General features: G+C 72.8%; 12 protein-coding genes and 1 tRNA gene. 4 read left to right on the top strand and 9 right to left on the bottom strand.

Translation table 11 applies throughout. The features are described from left to right. The first annotated feature begins 110 nt into the window (after positions 1 to 110). Entirely contained in the window at positions 111 to 1,190 is a 1,080-nt protein-coding gene (locus tag ACFYV5_RS21630) for an LLM class flavin-dependent oxidoreductase (protein ID WP_389170736.1), read from the top strand. Between the two features lie 255 nt (positions 1,191 to 1,445). After that, complete coding sequence (locus ACFYV5_RS21625; RefSeq protein ID WP_355112284.1) at positions 1,446 to 3,143, top strand: glycosyl hydrolase family 18 protein; 1,698 nt, start codon at positions 1,446 to 1,448, stop codon at positions 3,141 to 3,143. Positions 3,144 to 3,243: 100 nt separating this feature from the next. Here the strand turns inward: ACFYV5_RS21625 and ACFYV5_RS21620 are convergent, their stop codons facing one another. Next, the gene (locus ACFYV5_RS21620; protein WP_389171105.1) at positions 3,244 to 5,052 is read right to left on the bottom strand and encodes a putative bifunctional diguanylate cyclase/phosphodiesterase; all 1,809 of its coding nucleotides are present in this window, start codon (positions 5,050 to 5,052) and stop codon (positions 3,244 to 3,246) included. 423 nt (positions 5,053 to 5,475) lie between these two features. Between ACFYV5_RS21620 and ACFYV5_RS21615 the strand changes: the two genes are divergently transcribed. Further along, positions 5,476 to 6,726, top strand: a complete 1,251-nt coding sequence (locus ACFYV5_RS21615; protein WP_389171103.1) for a M6 family metalloprotease domain-containing protein — start codon at positions 5,476 to 5,478, stop codon at positions 6,724 to 6,726. A gap of 73 nt (positions 6,727 to 6,799) precedes the next feature. On the opposite strand, the gene ACFYV5_RS21610 is transcribed toward ACFYV5_RS21615, so the two are convergent. The 4 genes from ACFYV5_RS21610 to ACFYV5_RS21595 form a co-directional block, all read right to left on the bottom strand. Further along, positions 6,800 to 6,873, bottom strand: a tRNA-Lys gene (locus ACFYV5_RS21610). Then, positions 6,864 to 7,535: a bifunctional DNA primase/polymerase gene (locus ACFYV5_RS21605; protein ID WP_355112282.1), complete on the bottom strand. Its 672-nt coding sequence runs from the start codon at positions 7,533 to 7,535 to the stop codon at positions 6,864 to 6,866. The genes ACFYV5_RS21610 and ACFYV5_RS21605 overlap by 10 nt, the downstream gene beginning before the upstream one ends. 149 nt (positions 7,536 to 7,684) lie before the next feature. Further along, complete coding sequence (locus ACFYV5_RS21600) at positions 7,685 to 8,041, bottom strand: hypothetical protein (RefSeq protein WP_355112281.1); 357 nt, start codon at positions 8,039 to 8,041, stop codon at positions 7,685 to 7,687. Between the two features lie 85 nt (positions 8,042 to 8,126). Beyond that, positions 8,127 to 8,741: a TetR/AcrR family transcriptional regulator gene (locus ACFYV5_RS21595; protein WP_389170731.1), complete on the bottom strand. Its 615-nt coding sequence runs from the start codon at positions 8,739 to 8,741 to the stop codon at positions 8,127 to 8,129. A 68-nt stretch (positions 8,742 to 8,809) separates the two neighbouring features. Between ACFYV5_RS21595 and ACFYV5_RS21590 the strand changes: the two genes are divergently transcribed. Further along, complete coding sequence (locus ACFYV5_RS21590; protein WP_389170728.1) at positions 8,810 to 9,415, top strand: peroxiredoxin-like family protein; 606 nt, start codon at positions 8,810 to 8,812, stop codon at positions 9,413 to 9,415. Here ACFYV5_RS21590 and ACFYV5_RS21585 read toward each other — a convergent pair. The 4 genes from ACFYV5_RS21585 to ACFYV5_RS21570 form a co-directional block, all read right to left on the bottom strand. After that, complete coding sequence (locus tag ACFYV5_RS21585; RefSeq protein WP_389170725.1) at positions 9,396 to 10,727, bottom strand: AAA domain-containing protein; 1,332 nt, start codon at positions 10,725 to 10,727, stop codon at positions 9,396 to 9,398. The two genes, ACFYV5_RS21590 and ACFYV5_RS21585, sit on opposite strands and share 20 nt — an antisense overlap. Beyond that, on the bottom strand, positions 10,724 to 12,313 hold the full coding sequence (locus tag ACFYV5_RS21580) for a hypothetical protein (RefSeq protein WP_389170722.1): 1,590 nt from the start codon (positions 12,311 to 12,313) through the stop codon (positions 10,724 to 10,726). The genes ACFYV5_RS21585 and ACFYV5_RS21580 overlap by 4 nt, the downstream gene beginning before the upstream one ends. Positions 12,314 to 12,610: 297 nt before the next feature. Beyond that, positions 12,611 to 13,762, bottom strand: a complete 1,152-nt coding sequence (locus tag ACFYV5_RS21575; protein ID WP_389170719.1) for a hypothetical protein — start codon at positions 13,760 to 13,762, stop codon at positions 12,611 to 12,613. Continuing rightward, entirely contained in the window at positions 13,695 to 14,549 is an 855-nt protein-coding gene (locus tag ACFYV5_RS21570; RefSeq protein WP_355112269.1) for a phosphatase PAP2 family protein, read from the bottom strand. Before ACFYV5_RS21570 ends, ACFYV5_RS21575 begins: the two co-directional genes overlap by 68 nt. Between the last annotated feature and the right edge of the window lie 17 nt (positions 14,550 to 14,566).

Below are 14,566 nucleotides of genomic sequence, written 5' to 3'. Positions count from 1 at the left end.
CGGCTACCCGAAGCCGACCAGGTCATTCCTCCGACTTCGCGGAATAACCGGAGACACCCTCCTGTTCTACCGCTCCGTACGTACGTCTGCGGGCAGAAGGGTCATCAACGGTGAGCGACGCGATTCGGGGCACGGCACACGGGGACTCGCCCGTACCGCTGTCGGTACTGGACCTGGTGACCGTCGGCAGCGGCAGGACCGCCAGCCAGGCGCTGGCCACCAGCGTCGAGATCAGCAAGCTCGCCGAACGGCGCGGCTACCACCGCCACTGGGTGGCCGAGCACCACTCCATGCCCGGTGTCGCCTCCTCCTCGCCGGCTGTGATCCTGGCCCACCTCGCCGCCCACACCCGCCGCATCCGGCTCGGCTCGGGCGGTGTCATGCTGCCCAACCACGCCCCGCTGGTCATCGCCGAGCAGTTCGGCACGCTGGAGGCGTTCGCTCCGGGCCGGGTCGACCTCGGACTCGGCCGCGCGCCCGGCACGGACGGCGCCACGGCCGCCGCCCTGCGCCGGACGCAGACGCTGGGAGAGGGCGCGGACGACTTCCCCCAGCAGCTCACCGAGCTGATCCGTTTCCTCGACGACGACTTCCCGGACGGCCATCCGTACGCGCGGATCCACGCCGTGCCCGGTCCGGTCCAGGGGCCTTCCGCCAGGCCGCCGATCTGGCTGCTCGGCTCCTCCGGCTTCAGCGCACGCCTGGCCGGGATGCTCGGCCTGCCGTTCGCCTTCGCGCACCACTTCTCGGCGCAGAACACGATCCCCGCGCTCGACCTCTACCGGGACTCCTTCCGCCCCTCGCGGGTCCTCGACGCGCCCTACGCGCTCATCGGCGTGGCGGCGCTCGCCCACGAGGACCCGAAGGAGGCCCGCCGCCAGGTCCTCACGGGCGCGCTGTCGATGCTCCGCCTGCGCACCGGCCGGCCGGGTCTGATCCCGACCCCGGAGGAGGCGGAGGCGTACCCCTTCAGCCCGACGGAGCGGGACTTCGTCGACAGCTGGCTGGCGAACATCCAGTACGGCACGGCGGACGAGGTACGGACAGGTCTGGACGATCTCCGCAAGCGGACCGGCGCCGACGAGCTGATGATCACGGCCAACGCCCACGGCGGCGATGCCCGGCTGCGGAGCTACGCGTTGATCGCGGACGCGTACGGGATGCCGGACGAGGTCGTTCCGGCGGAGTAGAACCTCGGTTTCGGGGGGCGGTTGGTTCGGCCCGGAAGGACCGCCTCCGTCATCCCTAAGTGAACCTTAAACCGCTCGTCACCTGTGGTGGCGGGCGGTTCCGTTTGCCGGCGCACGCTTCTGACAAGGGCTTTCCCGCTCGAATTGGTCTAGTCCTCAATCTGGTTCAGACCATTGACGCGCTGTTCACGCGGCGGCTATCACTGCTCCAACTGCTGTACCGCGCACCCCTCGTACCCCCTCGGAGGCCGCACCGTGCACCCCCGCAAGCCCTTGATCGCCGCGCTCGTCAGCTCGGCCCTCGCCGCCGGCGCGCTCGCCGCGACCGTCGGCCTCGGCTCCGCCCAGGCGGCCGGCGCCGCCACCACCGCCTCGACCGGCGGCGTCAAGATCGCGTACTACGACCAGTGGAGCGTGTACGGGAACGCCTTCTACCCCAAGCACCTCGACACGCGGGGCATCGCGGCCAAACTGGACGTCATCAACTACTCGTTCGGGAACATCCACCCGACCGAGCTCACCTGCTTCGAGGCCAACAAGGCGGCCGGTGACGACGCGAACCCGAACGCCGGTGACGGCGCGGGCGATTCGTACGCCGACTACCAGCGCTCCTTCTCCGCCGCGGACAGCGTCGACGGCGTGGCCGACAAGTGGGACCAGCCGATCGTGGGCGTCTTCAACCAGTTCAAGGAGCTGAAGGCGAAGCACCCCCACCTGAAGATCAACATCTCGCTCGGCGGCTGGACCTACTCGAAGTACTTCCACGACGCGGCCAAGACGGACGCCAGCCGCAAGAAGTTCGTGGCGTCCTGCGTCAAGCAGTACATCGCCGGCGACCTGCCGGTCGAGGGCGGTTACGGCGGTCCGGGCACGGCGGCCGGGATCTTCGACGGCATCGACATCGACTGGGAGTACCCGGGCTCGCCCGACGGCCACCTCGGCAACCACTACGGCCCCGAGGACAAGGCCAACTTCACGCTGCTCCTCGCCGAGTTCCGCAAGCAGCTCGACGCGTACGGCGCGGCGAACGGCGGCAAGAAGTACCTGCTCACCGCGGCCCTCCCGGCCGGCCAGGACAAGATCAAGCACATCGAGACGGACAAGATCGGCGCGTACCTCGACTACGCGAACATCATGACGTACGACATGCACGGCGCCTGGGACGGCGACGGGCCGACGTACCACCAGTCCCCGCTGTACTCCGGCGCCGACGACCCGACCGACCCGATCAAGCCGGGCACCGAGAAGTACTCGATCGACAACGCGATCGACGCCTGGATCGACGGCAAGCCGGCCTACGGCATCGCGGGCGGCTTCCCGGCGAACAAGCTGACGCTGGGCTACGAGTTCTACTACCGCGGCTGGAAGGGCGTTCCGGCGGGGACGAAGAACGGCCTCGCACAGCCGGCCACCGGCGCGTCGGCGGCCCGCCCGGTCAGCCAGCAGGCGGGCATCGCGCACTACAAGGAGCTCGGCGGCATCGTCGACAACCCGGCCACGACCTTCTGGGACGACCAGGCGAAGTCGGCCTACTTCTACAAGGACGGCGAGTTCTTCACCGGCCTCGACCAGCGGACCATCCAGGCCCGCGCCGACTACGCCCACCAGCGCGGCCTGGCCGGCGCGATGATGTACTCGCTCCTCGGTCTGGACACCAACACCACGCTCTTCAACCAGATCGTGACCGCGGTCGGTTCTTCCCCGACCCAGCCCACGCCCACGCCGACGGCCACCACGCCGACCACGGGCCCGACGCCGACGCCGACGCCGACCCAGACCACGACGCCGCCCACCGGCTGCACCACCCCGGCGTACGTGGCCGGCTCGGTCTACACCGGCGGCTCGCTCGTCTCCCACAAGGGCCGTACCTGGAAGGCCCAGTGGTGGACCCAGAACGAGGAGCCCGGCACGACCGGCGAGTGGGGCGTCTGGAAGGACCAGGGCGCCTGCTGATCCCTCACCGACCCCTCGCGGATCCCCGCTGACATGACCACTGCCCCCGCCCGGGATGTCCCTCCCGGCCGGGGGCAGTTCCATGCCGTCACGTACGGCTTCAGACGGGCAGCGGCGCGGACCCGATCAGCTCCGCGATGCGGTCCGGGGCCACCGCGCGCGAGTACAGCCAGCCCTGGCCCGTGTCGCAGCCGATGCGCCGCAGCCGGGTCGCCTGGCCCGAGGTCTCCACGCACTCGGCGGTGACCGTCAGGCCCAGCCGGTGGGCGAGCTGCACCAGGGCCTCCACGATCAGCTCGTCCGCCGGGTTGGCGTGCGCCTCGTCCTGGAAGCCGCGGACGAACGAGCCGTCCAGCTTGAGGACCGAGACGGGCAGCCGGCTCAGATACGCCAGGTTCGAATAGCCCGTACCGAAGTCGTCGATCGCGATCCGCACGCCCATGTCGCTCAGCGCCTGGAGCGCCTGGAGCGGCCGGCCCGCCGAGCCCATCACCGCGGACTCGGTCAGCTCCAGCTGGAGCAGATGCGGCGCGAGGCCGGTCTCCGCCAGGATGCCCGCCACGTCCGCGACCAGGTCCGAGTCCCAGACCTGTCGTACGGCCACGTTGACGCTCACGAACAGCGGACGCTCGCGCGGATGGTCCTGCTGCCACTGCCGGGCCTGCCGGCATGCCGTGCGCAGCACCCACCGCCCGAGGTCGACGATCGAGCCGTCCTCCTCGGCGATACCGATGAACCGATTCGGCGCGAGCGTGCCGAACTGCGGGTGGTTCCAGCGCACCAGCGCCTCGACGCCGTGCACCGCCCCGTCCGCGAGCCCCACCAACGGCTGGTACTCCAGCGCGAACTCGCCGCGCTCCACTGCCGGCCGGAGCGTGGAGGAGAGCGCCTGCCGTGTCATCCGGTGGGCGTTGCGCTCGGGGTCGAACAGGGTCCAGCGTGCCTTGCCGTCGGCCTTCGCCCAGTACAGCGTGGTGTCCGCGGCCTGCATCAGCCCCGTGGCGGTCGTCCCGCGGGCGCCGCGCTCCACGACCCCGATCGAGGCCGAGACCGAGAGCCGCTGTCCCGCCAGGTCGAAGGGCCGCTGGAGCGCGCAGAGGACGGACTGCGCCAGGTCCGCGAGCTGCTCGGTCCCCGTGGAGTCCTCGACGAGGATCGCGAACTCGTCGCCGCCGAGCCGCGCCACCAGGTGTCCGCCGCTCCTGGTGTACCCGTCGCTGTCCGCACACTCCGTCAGGCGGGCGGCCACGGCGGCGAGAAGCCTGTCCCCGATCCGGTGCCCCAGCGTGTCGTTGACCGCCTTGAAGCCGTCGAGATCGAGGTAGCAGAGACCGATCCGCCCTGTTCCGCCATGCCCGTACGACTCGTACGACTCGTAGGACGATCGGATGTCCGGGCTCTCCTCCTCCTGCGAGGCCGTCTCCAGGGCCGCTGAGAGCCGCTCGAAGAACAGCGTGCGGTTGGGCAGCCGGGTCACCGGATCGTGCATCTGGAGGTGGCGGAGCCGCGCCTGCAGTTCGCGCCGGTCGCTGATGTCCGCGATCGAGAGGAGGACGCGGCGGCTGCCGGGCACGGGGGAGACGGTGACCTCGGCCCAGAGCGAGCGCCCGTCGGGGTGCTTGAGCCGGCGCGTGCAGCGGAAGCGGGAGCGCCGACCGCGCAGCACCTCGCGGTACGCGTGCCGGGTGCGGCCGTCGGAGGTGAGGTCGACGAGGTCGGCGGCGGCCTGCTCGGTGAGCGCGCCGGACTCGGTGCCGAGGAGGGTGCCGAGCGCGTCGTTGGCGGAGACGACCAGGCCGTTCTGGTCCACCACGGCCATGGCGAGCTGGGAGGCCCGGAAGGCGGCCCGGTAGTCGCGGAGTTCGGCGTCGACCGCGAGGTCGTGATCACGCTCCGTGATCGGGGGCACGGGCTCCCGTGCGGGCGAGAGCTGGGCGTGCACCGGTCCTTCGGGGGTTCCGCTCACCGCTCGCTCCCGTAGTGCAGTTGGGCCGTACAGATGTGGTCGGGATGGGTCGGGATGGGGTCGGCCAAGGAAAGTGTGCCGATCATAGGGGCTGCCCCGGGGGTCATTCCAGCTTCATGGGCGCCCTCCCGCTCCGCGGAGCCTTGAGGCGCGCCGCCGCGCCCATCCGGCCGATCGTTTCTGCGCGGGTCTGACGCGGGACGGCGGCGGCCTGACCGATTGTGACGTTCCGTGAGCCGTTGCGCGCTCGTGTCGCGTCGACCCCGTGTCGCGGGCTCACCCGACTGGGGCAGCGGAAAAGTGCGAAACACCTCAAACCGTCACAAGGTGGGTGGGGTATCCCGCAATCCGGAGCCGGAGGTCTACGTGAGGGGTCAGCAGACACCCGACGGAGTGGAACGTCCGCGGCTGCGCGCCTCCGCGGCGGCCTTCACCTCCCTCGTGGCGCTCGCCGCGACCGGGCTCGTGGCGGGCCCCGCCGTGGGCGCGCCCGCGGCCGGTCCCTGCGCCCTGCCGCGTACCGCCGCCCATCACTCCCTGGGCCTGGACACCTGGAACGGCTCCTACCCGAAGCCCTCCCGCTCCCTGAACGCGGTCATGATCTTCCTGTCCTTCCCCGACTCCCCTCCGCTGATCGGCACCGACGAGCTGGCCGCCGACCACTTCCCCGCCACGAGCGACTTCTTCCGGCGCGCCTCGTACGGCCGCTTCACGCTGCGCCCGGACATGCGGCGCGAGTGGATCCGGATGCCGCGGACGTCCACCGCGTACGCCATACAGCGCGACTGGGACGCGGGGAAGCGCACGGCGTATCTGCGGGACGCGCTCGCCGCGGCGGACGACACGGTCGACTTCTCGCGGTACGACATCGTCTATCTGGTCGCCGACCCGGACGCGCCGGGCGTGGACTCCGACGCCACGAAGGTCGTCAACCTGGAGCATCCGCTCACGGTGGACGGCACGGACATCAAGCGGGTCGTGACCGTCTTCGAGCGGCATCCGCCGGACCGCAACGTGCTGGCCCACGAGACCGGCCACGTCTTCGACCTGCCCGACCTCTACCACCGGCCGACGGACGGCAAGGGCGACTGGGACACCCATGTGGGGGACTGGGACGTCATGGGCAGCCAGTTCGGCCTCGCCCCGGACCTCTTCGGCTGGCACAAGTGGAAGCTCGGCTGGCTGGACCGGAACCAGGTGACCTGCGTGCAGGGCCCGGGCAGCCGGCTGTTCAGCCTGGAGCCGCTGGCGGCGGCGCCGGTGCCCGGCGGCACGGTCGGGAACCGGCTCGCGGTCGTACGGACCGGACCGGGCACCGCGCTCGCGATCGAGGCCCGCGGCTCGACGGGCAACGACCAGGACACCTGTACGGAGGGGGTGCTGATCTACCGCGTACGGAACGAGGCGGCGTCCGGGGACGGCCCGGTCGAGGTCGTGGACACCCATCCGCGGACCGAGGCCTGCTGGGACCGCTCGGTGTACCCGCCGCTGGCCGACGCGCCGCTGAGGGTGGGCGAGACGTTCACGGTGCCGGGGGAGGGCACCCGGGTGGAGGTGGCGGACCGGACGCGAGCGGGTGCCTGGACGGTGAAGGTGACCCTGCCGGAGAAGCGCTGAGGCGCGCACACGGCGCGCCCCGTGCGTGCACACGAAGAAGCCCCCCGCTTGCGCGAGGGGCTTCTTCCGTCTGTGCGCCGCCAGGGACTCGAACCCCGGACCCGCTGATTAAGAGTCAGCTGCTCTAACCAACTGAGCTAGCGGCGCCTGCTGACGTCGTAGACCTTAGCACCCTGATCGGCGGGAGGAAAAATCGATATCCGCACGTCGGCGGCGGAGGCGGCCCGGACCGCCCGGACGCAGGCCCAGAGCATGACCTCGGGGCCCGGCAGCCACGGGTGGCGGGTGTCGGGTGCGACGACCCAGCGGGGGTCGGCGGGCTCCCGCCGGGTCAGCGGGGGGATGGTCACGGCGTCGCCGGTGCCGTGACAGAGCGGCGGCGGGACGGCGTCACCCCATTCCTCCCAGTCGAGGAGCGACGGTAACCGCTGCGCGGTGCCGGGCGCGGCGAACAGCAGCATCCGGCCCCGGTACACGGCGACGGGTCCGGTGCCCGGCCCCTCGGTCCAGAGCCGGTCGAGCATCCGGCGCCCGAAGATCGTGTCCACGTTCACGACGTCGAAGACCGTGCCGCAGGGGAGTACGGCGGGGGCCGTGGGCCGGGCCTCCCACAGGGCCAGCGTGGAGCGCGGGAAGGCGGCGGCGGAGGCGAGCCAGTCGGCCCCGGCGGAGGTGACGTGCGCGGTGTGATGCCGGCCCTCGTCCTGCTCCCGCAGGAACCGGAAGATGTCGGTCCGGCCCGTGCGCCGCTCGTCGGTGTCGCTCTGGGCCGGGCTCAGGGGGGTCTCGTCTCGCAGCCATGCACTCATGGAGTCAGATCTACCGGGAGTGACGACTCCGTTTCCGAGAGTTGGCGGAAACCCGGACAGGGCGGGTGTCGGAGGAGTATCTTTCGCCCCGGCATATGCCAGGCGGGGAACGCCCGGGGCGGGTGCCCTGCGGTCGTGCCGGGACCGGTTCAGTCGTCCTGGGGCGTGCCGCCCGTACGGATCAGGTCGCGGCCGAACTCGATCATCCGGCGCGCGTAGTCCTCGGTCCACTCCGCTCGCTCGGCGACGTCCGCGGGCGTCAGCCGGTCGAAGCGGCGGGGATCGGCGAGCTGCGCCGCCGCCATCGCCTGGAACTCGATCGCCCGGTCCGTCGCCGCCCGGAAGGCGAGCGTCAGCTCCGTCGCGCGGGCCAGCAGCTCGCGCGGATCGTCGATCGACTCCAGGTCGAAGAAGTGCTCCGGGTCGGCGGTCGCCTCGGCAGGCTCGAAGATCAGCGGTGCGGGCCGGAGCCGCCGCTGCCCGTTCCGCTCCGCGGATTCCGCCATCGTCCTTCTCCTCCTCGCACACACGCGGCCCGGAGACCCGGGCCTTCTTCCATTGTCCAGCCTCGCGCAAGGGGGCGGGGAGGGGTCAGTCGCCGAGGCCGCGCAGATACACCGCGAGCCCGCCGAAGAACTCCCGTTCCGCGTCGATGCCCGGGGCGTGCCGGGCGGCCTCCGTCATGTACGGGAAGCGGTCGGCCGGCAGCTCCGCGATGGCGGTCGTGCCCGCGCCGGCGAGGGACCCGAGGTGTTCGAGCTGGATCGCCCCGACGACGTAACCGATGAGGCCGCGCAGGGCGACGACCCGCTGCTCGCCGTCGATGCCCGCCTCGGCCAGGAGTCCGAGAACCGACTCCGACCAGCGCAGCAGCCCGGGCAGCCGGTGCCGGTGGGTGACGGTCAGCGGGACGGCGGCGGGGTGGGCGGCCACGCTGTCGCGCAGCCGGCGGACCATGACCTCGATCCGGTCCCGCCAGGGCGTGCCGGCGGCGGGCGGGGTGGGGTCGACGGTGCTCAGGACGCGCTCGACGACCAGCCCTTCCAGCTCGTCGCGGTCGGCCACGTACCGGTAGAGCCCCATGGTGCTCATGCCGAGTTCCTTGGCGACGCTGCGCATCGACAGGCCGGTGAGGCCGTCGCGGTCGATGACGGCGAGGGCGGCGGTGGCCAGTTGGTCCTGGCTGAGGGAGCGGGGGCGTGGCACGGGTTGACAGCGTACGCCATACGCCTACAGTCATAGGAGTACACCGTACGCCTACGTGGAGGTGTTCCATGGCCCTGCCCGGACAACAGCTGCGCCCCGGCTCTCCGGCCCCCGTCCTCTGGCTCGACCCGCTCCTCGGCCCGCCGGTCGACATCCCGGACCCCGAACGCCTCGTCCACCTGCAGTTCCGGCGCTTCGCCGGCTGCCCCGTCTGTCATCTGCACCTGCGGTCCGTGGCGCGACGGCACGAGGAGATCGAGGCGGTCGGCATCCGCGAGGTCGCCGTCTTCCACTCGCCGCCCGAGGAACTGGCCCCGCACCTGGACGGCCTGCCGTTTCCGGTCGTCGCCGATCCGGACAAGCGGCTCTACAGGGCGTTCAGTGTCGAGTCCTCGCCGAGGGCGCTGCTCACCCCCCGGGCGTGGGGGCCGATGCTCCGGGCGGTGACCGTCGGCACCTGGGAGATGCTGCACGGCCGCGCCCGCCCGCCGGTGCTCCGCCCGCGGGGCGGACGGCTGGGACTGCCGGGCGACTTCCTGATCGGGACCGACGGCCGGATCGTCGCCGCGAAGTACGGCGAACACCTCGACGACCAGTGGACGGTCGACGAACTCCTCACCCTGGCCGCCCGCACCCCGCGCCCGGCGCCTCCCGTCACCCCGGCGACCAGCTGACGCGGTGCTCCGCGAGGTGGGAGAGGACCGCGTGGTTCGCCTCCCAGCCGTCGGGGAACTTCACTGTGACTCCCAGCTGGACCGGTTCCGTCGACGGGTGGTCGTCCAGGAGGTCCGCCACGCCCGCGCGGCAGACCACGATGCAGGCGTGGCGGTGGCGGGAGGTCAGGACGCACAGGCGGCCCGTCTCCAGGTGGAAGGCCGTGGCGTCCGGGCGGCCCGAGAGGGGGTGGAGGACCACCGTCACGTCGTACTCACGGCCCTGGAGGCGGTTCGCGGTGTCCACCGTCACGCCCGAGACGCCCAGCTCCGCGAGCGCCGCGCGGACCGCCGCCGCCTGGTCGCGGTGGGCCGTGCCGACCGCGATCCGGTCGGAGGTCAGCGGGACCGGGTCGGGCGAACGCTCCGAGACGGCCGCCCCGCCCCGGTCCAGCAGGCGGCGCACCACCAGCGCGACGGCGCCGACCGCCTCGGGATCCGTGCGCGGGGTGTGGCGGGCCGGCAGTTCGAGCAGCCCCCACCCCGACTCGGCGGCCTCGTCCAGGACCCGGTCGGGACCCGAGCCGTCCGACGCCACCCCGAAGGCCAGCCGCCGGTCGCCGTGGCCGGTGCCGCTGCGGAAGCGGGTGTACGGATAGAACGCGTCGGACACCAGCGGCGCGGCCGAGGCCGGCAGCCGCCAGGACACCGGCAACCGGTGCTGAGGCAGGTCAGGATTGTGGGCGAGCAGCGTCGAGACCGCGCTCGCCGACGGGTCGTACGAAAGACCCGCCCACTGCTCCGCGCCGACCACCGAGAACGGGTCCAACTGCCCCGGGTCGCCCACGAACAGCGCCCGCTCGAAGAGCCCCGCCACCGCGAGCAGCGCGTCCGAGCGCATCTGGTACGCCTCGTCCACGATCGCGTGCGCCCACGGCTCGACGTTCTTCACGTGCGCCCACTTCGCGGCCGTCGAGATCGTCACCGGCAGCCCGGCCAGATCGCCCGCCTTCGACGACTTCCGTACGTGCTCCAGATCGTCGAGCGCCTTGTCGTACGGATCGCTGTCGTTGGAGTGCAGCCGGCCCACCGGAAGGTCCGGTTCCTTCTCCGCGAGCCGCAGGACCAGGTCGTCCACCTGTGCGTTCGTCTGCGCCACGACCATCAAGGGCCGCCCCGCCGCCGCCAGTTCGAGCGCCGCCCGCACGACGAGCGTCGACTTGCCGGCGCCGGGCGGGGAGTCGACGACGACGCCGCGGGCGTCACCGTGCAGGGTGTCGGCCAGGATGCCGGCCGTCGCGCGGGCGGCCTCCGCTCCGGGATCGAAGCTCACAGCAGGTCCTCCGTGGTCACGGCATCGGGCAGCTCGGCGGCGTCGGAGCGTGGGGGTCCGCCGTGCGTCCAGGGTGTCTCCTCCGGGTCCGGCAGCTTCGCGCCCACCCGCTGGTCGTGCTCGAACAGCGTCCAGGCGATCCGCTCGCCCTTCTCCGGCACCGAGCCCTCCGCGGGCTCCTTGGACCGGCCCATCTTGTCCATGACCCGCAGCACGAGGGAGCCGTCCTCCTCGTACCGTACGAACTCCGCGGTCTGCGGCTTGCCCTCCAGCGAGCGGTACACCTTCACGCCCCGGCCCAGGTGCGGCCGGTCGTCCGTCCGGACCGTGAGCAGCGGGCGTGGCGCGGGCCGCTTCGACTCCGACCAGGCCATCGTCACCTCCACCACCTCCGCGACGAACGCCTCGCCCGCGAGCCGCCGCCCCGCGAGCACCAGCGGATCGTCGAGGGCCTCCTGGGCGTCCAGCTGCCCCTGCGCGGACTCGCGTGCCGCCAGCTTCTGCGCCGCCGTCACCGCGTCGTCACGGCGCGGCTGCGGCGGTTCGCCGGCCACGACCCGGTCGCGGTGGCCGGTGAACGACCAGCGGTCGCGGGTCCAGCGGTCCGCCACCCGGGCGCCCTCCGGCAGCTCCCGCAGCAGGTCGAGCGAGCGCCACACCGCCTCCCAGGTCGGCTTCAGCTGCGAGACGATCAGCCGGCGGATCTCCCGCTCGGCCCGGTGCAGTTCGCCGAGCCGCTCGTCGGCGCTCTCGCCGTCCTCCGCCGCTGCCAGCGCCTGCCGGGCCCGGTCGAAGCGCTCGATCGCGGGCGCGAGCAGCCGGTTGTCGAAGGCCGGGTCGGTCGCCGGACCGGCGGGCGGGCAGAGCAGCTGCCCGTCGCGGTCCCGGCCGAGCTCGGCCCGCAGCGCCGCCTCGGCCCCCGACTCTCCGTCATAGGGGTCGATCCAGGCCAGCAGCGCGCCCAGGTGCTGGTCCTCCAGGGAGGACTGGCCCGTCGCCCAGTGCCGGTTCAGGAGGTCGGTCGCGGAGAGCAGGAGGGAGGAGCCCGGCACGCGCGCCCGCTCGCCGAAGTGCGTCAGCCAGCGCCCGAGGAGCGGTACGCGCGGCGGCGCCGGGAACGGTGTCTCCGGGTCCTGCTCCACCGTCCGCCGGAACCGCATCGAGCGCCCGAGGAGCCGTACGTACTCGATGCCCGCCCGGCTCGGCACGATCACCTGCGGGGCGTCGGCGCACAGGTCGACCTCGACCTTGACTTTCTTGCCGGTCTCCGGGTCGGTCTCGTTCTTCTCGGCGGCCTCGACCGCGTCGGTGAACGAGTCGATGTACGGCAGGACCTCCTCGGCCAGGTCGGCGAGGAACGCGAACCGCAGGTCCCGGTCGCGCGGTTGCGCGACGACGAGGAGCCGAGGCTCCTCGGGATCGGTCCCGACCAGGGCGCCGAGCGGGGCGCCCGCCTCGCCGGCCGTGGTCAGCGGCACGAGCACGAGCGGCCGGTCCGACAGATGCCGGTGCCGGACCGTGGCCAGCGGCTGCGCCCGCCCGGACTCGACGGCCTCGAGCCGGGCGAGGGTGGAGATCAGCGACATGAGAGCCCCCTTCGACGACGTCCCGTGCCCGTGGGCCTGGCGCCCGCTGTGCCTGCGGCGGGGCTGACCGAGGCCGGTCGGCCTGTGGCCGACCTGCCCGTGCCCAGGCCGTCCGTGGCCCGGGCGCCCGACGAGGGCGCGTCCATGGTCCGGGCGCCCGACGAGGGCGCGTCCATGGTCCGGGCGCCACGCGGGCCCGGCGTGAGGCGCCCGCCGCGCCGCGTCGGCTCGGGCTGTCGGCTCAGCACGCGAACACCTCCTGTCCGGGCCGGAGGGGCACGGCCACCGAGCGTGTGGTCAGCGGGCGCATTCGACGACCTCCTTCGGAGCCCTGGCAGGCGCGTCCGCCAAGGCCTCGGCGCGGAGCGCCTGGGCACGGCGCAGGGCCTCCACCGTCGGGTCCTCCGCGTCGCCCGCCTCGCCGCGTGCCGCCGCCAGGACCGCGCCGATCGTCGTCAGGCCGCCCAGCTCGCCGCGTACCGACCGGCCCAGCGCCTCCACCGCGCCCGCGAGCCGTGCCCGCTCCCGGCAGTGGAAGGCGAGCTCGCAGGCGGACAGGCACTCCGGCGCGTACGCGTGCGGAACCGTCTCCACCGCCGAGGCCAGCTCCTCCGCCGAGCACGTCTCCACATCGAAGGTGACGCCCTCCGGCAGCGCGGCGGCGATGTCCTCGATCCGGGTCAGCCGGGCCAGCTGCCGACGGGTCACGGACAGCTGCTTGCGGACGTCGACGACCGAGGCCGTCGGCAGGTTGGAGAAGTCCTTCGGGCAGACGAGGAGCACCGAGTGCGCCACCGTCGCGCCCTCCGTCCGGGCCGCGACCCGCTCCAGGGCCAGGACGTACACCGCCGCCTGGCGGGCCGCCGCGCCCACCTTGGAGGCGTCCGCCGAACCGTCGATCATCGGGAAGGACTTGATCTCCACGACCGTCCACCGGCCGTCGGGGTGCACCACCACCACGTCGGGCTCCAGATAGGCGGGGGAGCCCGCCACCTCCAGGGCCAGCATCGGATGGCCGAGCAGCGTCCACTGCCCGGCGGCGGTCGCCTCGCGCAGCGCGAGGGCGGTGCGGGCCGTCCGGCCCTCGGGCCCGGCGGCGGCCAGATCCGGGACCTGTACCGTCCCGGGCTCCTCGATGCCGAGCAGGCGGAGCAGCTCGCGTCCGCCGTCCGCCGTGACCTTCGCCTCGAAGGCGTTGCCCCGCATGAACGCGAACTGCGACTGTCCGAACGCCGCCGGCGAGCCCAGCTTCGAGGCGAGCGCGGCCTTGTCGACCCCGGCGCCGTCGAGCAGCGCGCGCCGTCGGCAGCCGGGGTTGGCGGCCAGCGCCGCCAGCGCCCGCGCGTCCAGCGGATGCGGCGCCACGGCCGGTCCGCGCAGCTCAGCGAGCCGGTGCCGGAGTGTCGTCTGCGGAGTTGGAGGAGCTCCGCTGCCCAGGGATTCGCTCACCCGCGGAAGTCTCCCATCCGCCACTGACAAGCGGGGGCCTCGCGGGGCGCAGGGTGGTGCGCACTCGGTGCGCGAGGCGCAGCGCGGGCGCGGTGAGCAGCAGTCCGAGCCCCATCACGGCTGCTCCCGCGACCGCGTCGAGGAAGTAGTGGTTCGCCGTGCCCATGACGATGATGGTGGTGAGCAGCGGGTAGGCGACGCCGAGGGCCTTCAGCAGCGGCGTACGCCCGTACCGCCACAGCATCACCCCGCACCACAGCGCCCAGCCCACGTGCAGGCTCGGCATGGCCGCGTACTGGTTGGTCATCGCCCCCATCCCGCGCGGCGCGCTGGCCTCGGCGCCCCACCAGCCGTACGAGCTGAACTGCGCCATCGTGTCGACGAAGCCGTGGCGGGCGTCGAGGAGCCGGGGCGGGCAGGTGGGCAGCAGGGTGAAGCCGATCAGGCCGAGGAGGGTGGAGACCATCAGCCAGGTGCGGGCGGCGCGGTAGCGGCCGGGGCGGCGGCGGAAGAGCCAGACCAGGACGGCCGGCGTGACGAGGTAGTGCAGGGAGGCGTACGCGAAGTCGGCGGGGATCCCCAGGGCGGGCGTCTCGGTGAAGAGCCGGTTGAGCGGGTGCTCGGCGTTCAGGTGGAGGGACTTCTCCAGGTCAAGGATGGCCAGGCCGTGATCGACGGCGCCGCGCACATCGCCGCGGGCGAGCAGCCGGCCGCCGGAGTACGCGGCGTACACGACGCCGATGAGTATCAGTTCCGCCCACCAGCGCGGTCTGTCCACCCTGCCCATGCCTGGTCCCCCCTTGT

This window comes from Streptomyces sp. NPDC003035 (genome assembly GCF_042888285.1).
In the GTDB taxonomy this organism is placed as follows: Bacteria; Actinomycetota; Actinomycetes; order Streptomycetales; family Streptomycetaceae; genus Streptomyces.
The sequence above is the reverse complement of the archived record's forward strand: the minus strand, read 5'-3'. Positions and strand labels throughout refer to the sequence as shown.

What these genes read in the sequence shown, in the direction of transcription:
- ACFYV5_RS21605 (WP_355112282.1), bottom strand. Translation starts at nt 7,535, where the DNA reads ATGAGTGCATGGCTGCGAGACGAGACCCCCCTGAGCCCGGCCCAGAGC.
- ACFYV5_RS21600 (WP_355112281.1), bottom strand. Translation starts at nt 8,041, where the DNA reads ATGGCGGAATCCGCGGAGCGGAACGGGCAGCGGCGGCTCCGGCCCGCA.
- ACFYV5_RS21590 (WP_389170728.1), top strand. Translation starts at nt 8,810, where the DNA reads ATGGCCCTGCCCGGACAACAGCTGCGCCCCGGCTCTCCGGCCCCCGTC.
- ACFYV5_RS21580 (WP_389170722.1), bottom strand. Translation starts at nt 12,313, where the DNA reads ATGTCGCTGATCTCCACCCTCGCCCGGCTCGAGGCCGTCGAGTCCGGG.
- ACFYV5_RS21570 (WP_355112269.1), bottom strand. Translation starts at nt 14,549, where the DNA reads ATGGGCAGGGTGGACAGACCGCGCTGGTGGGCGGAACTGATACTCATC.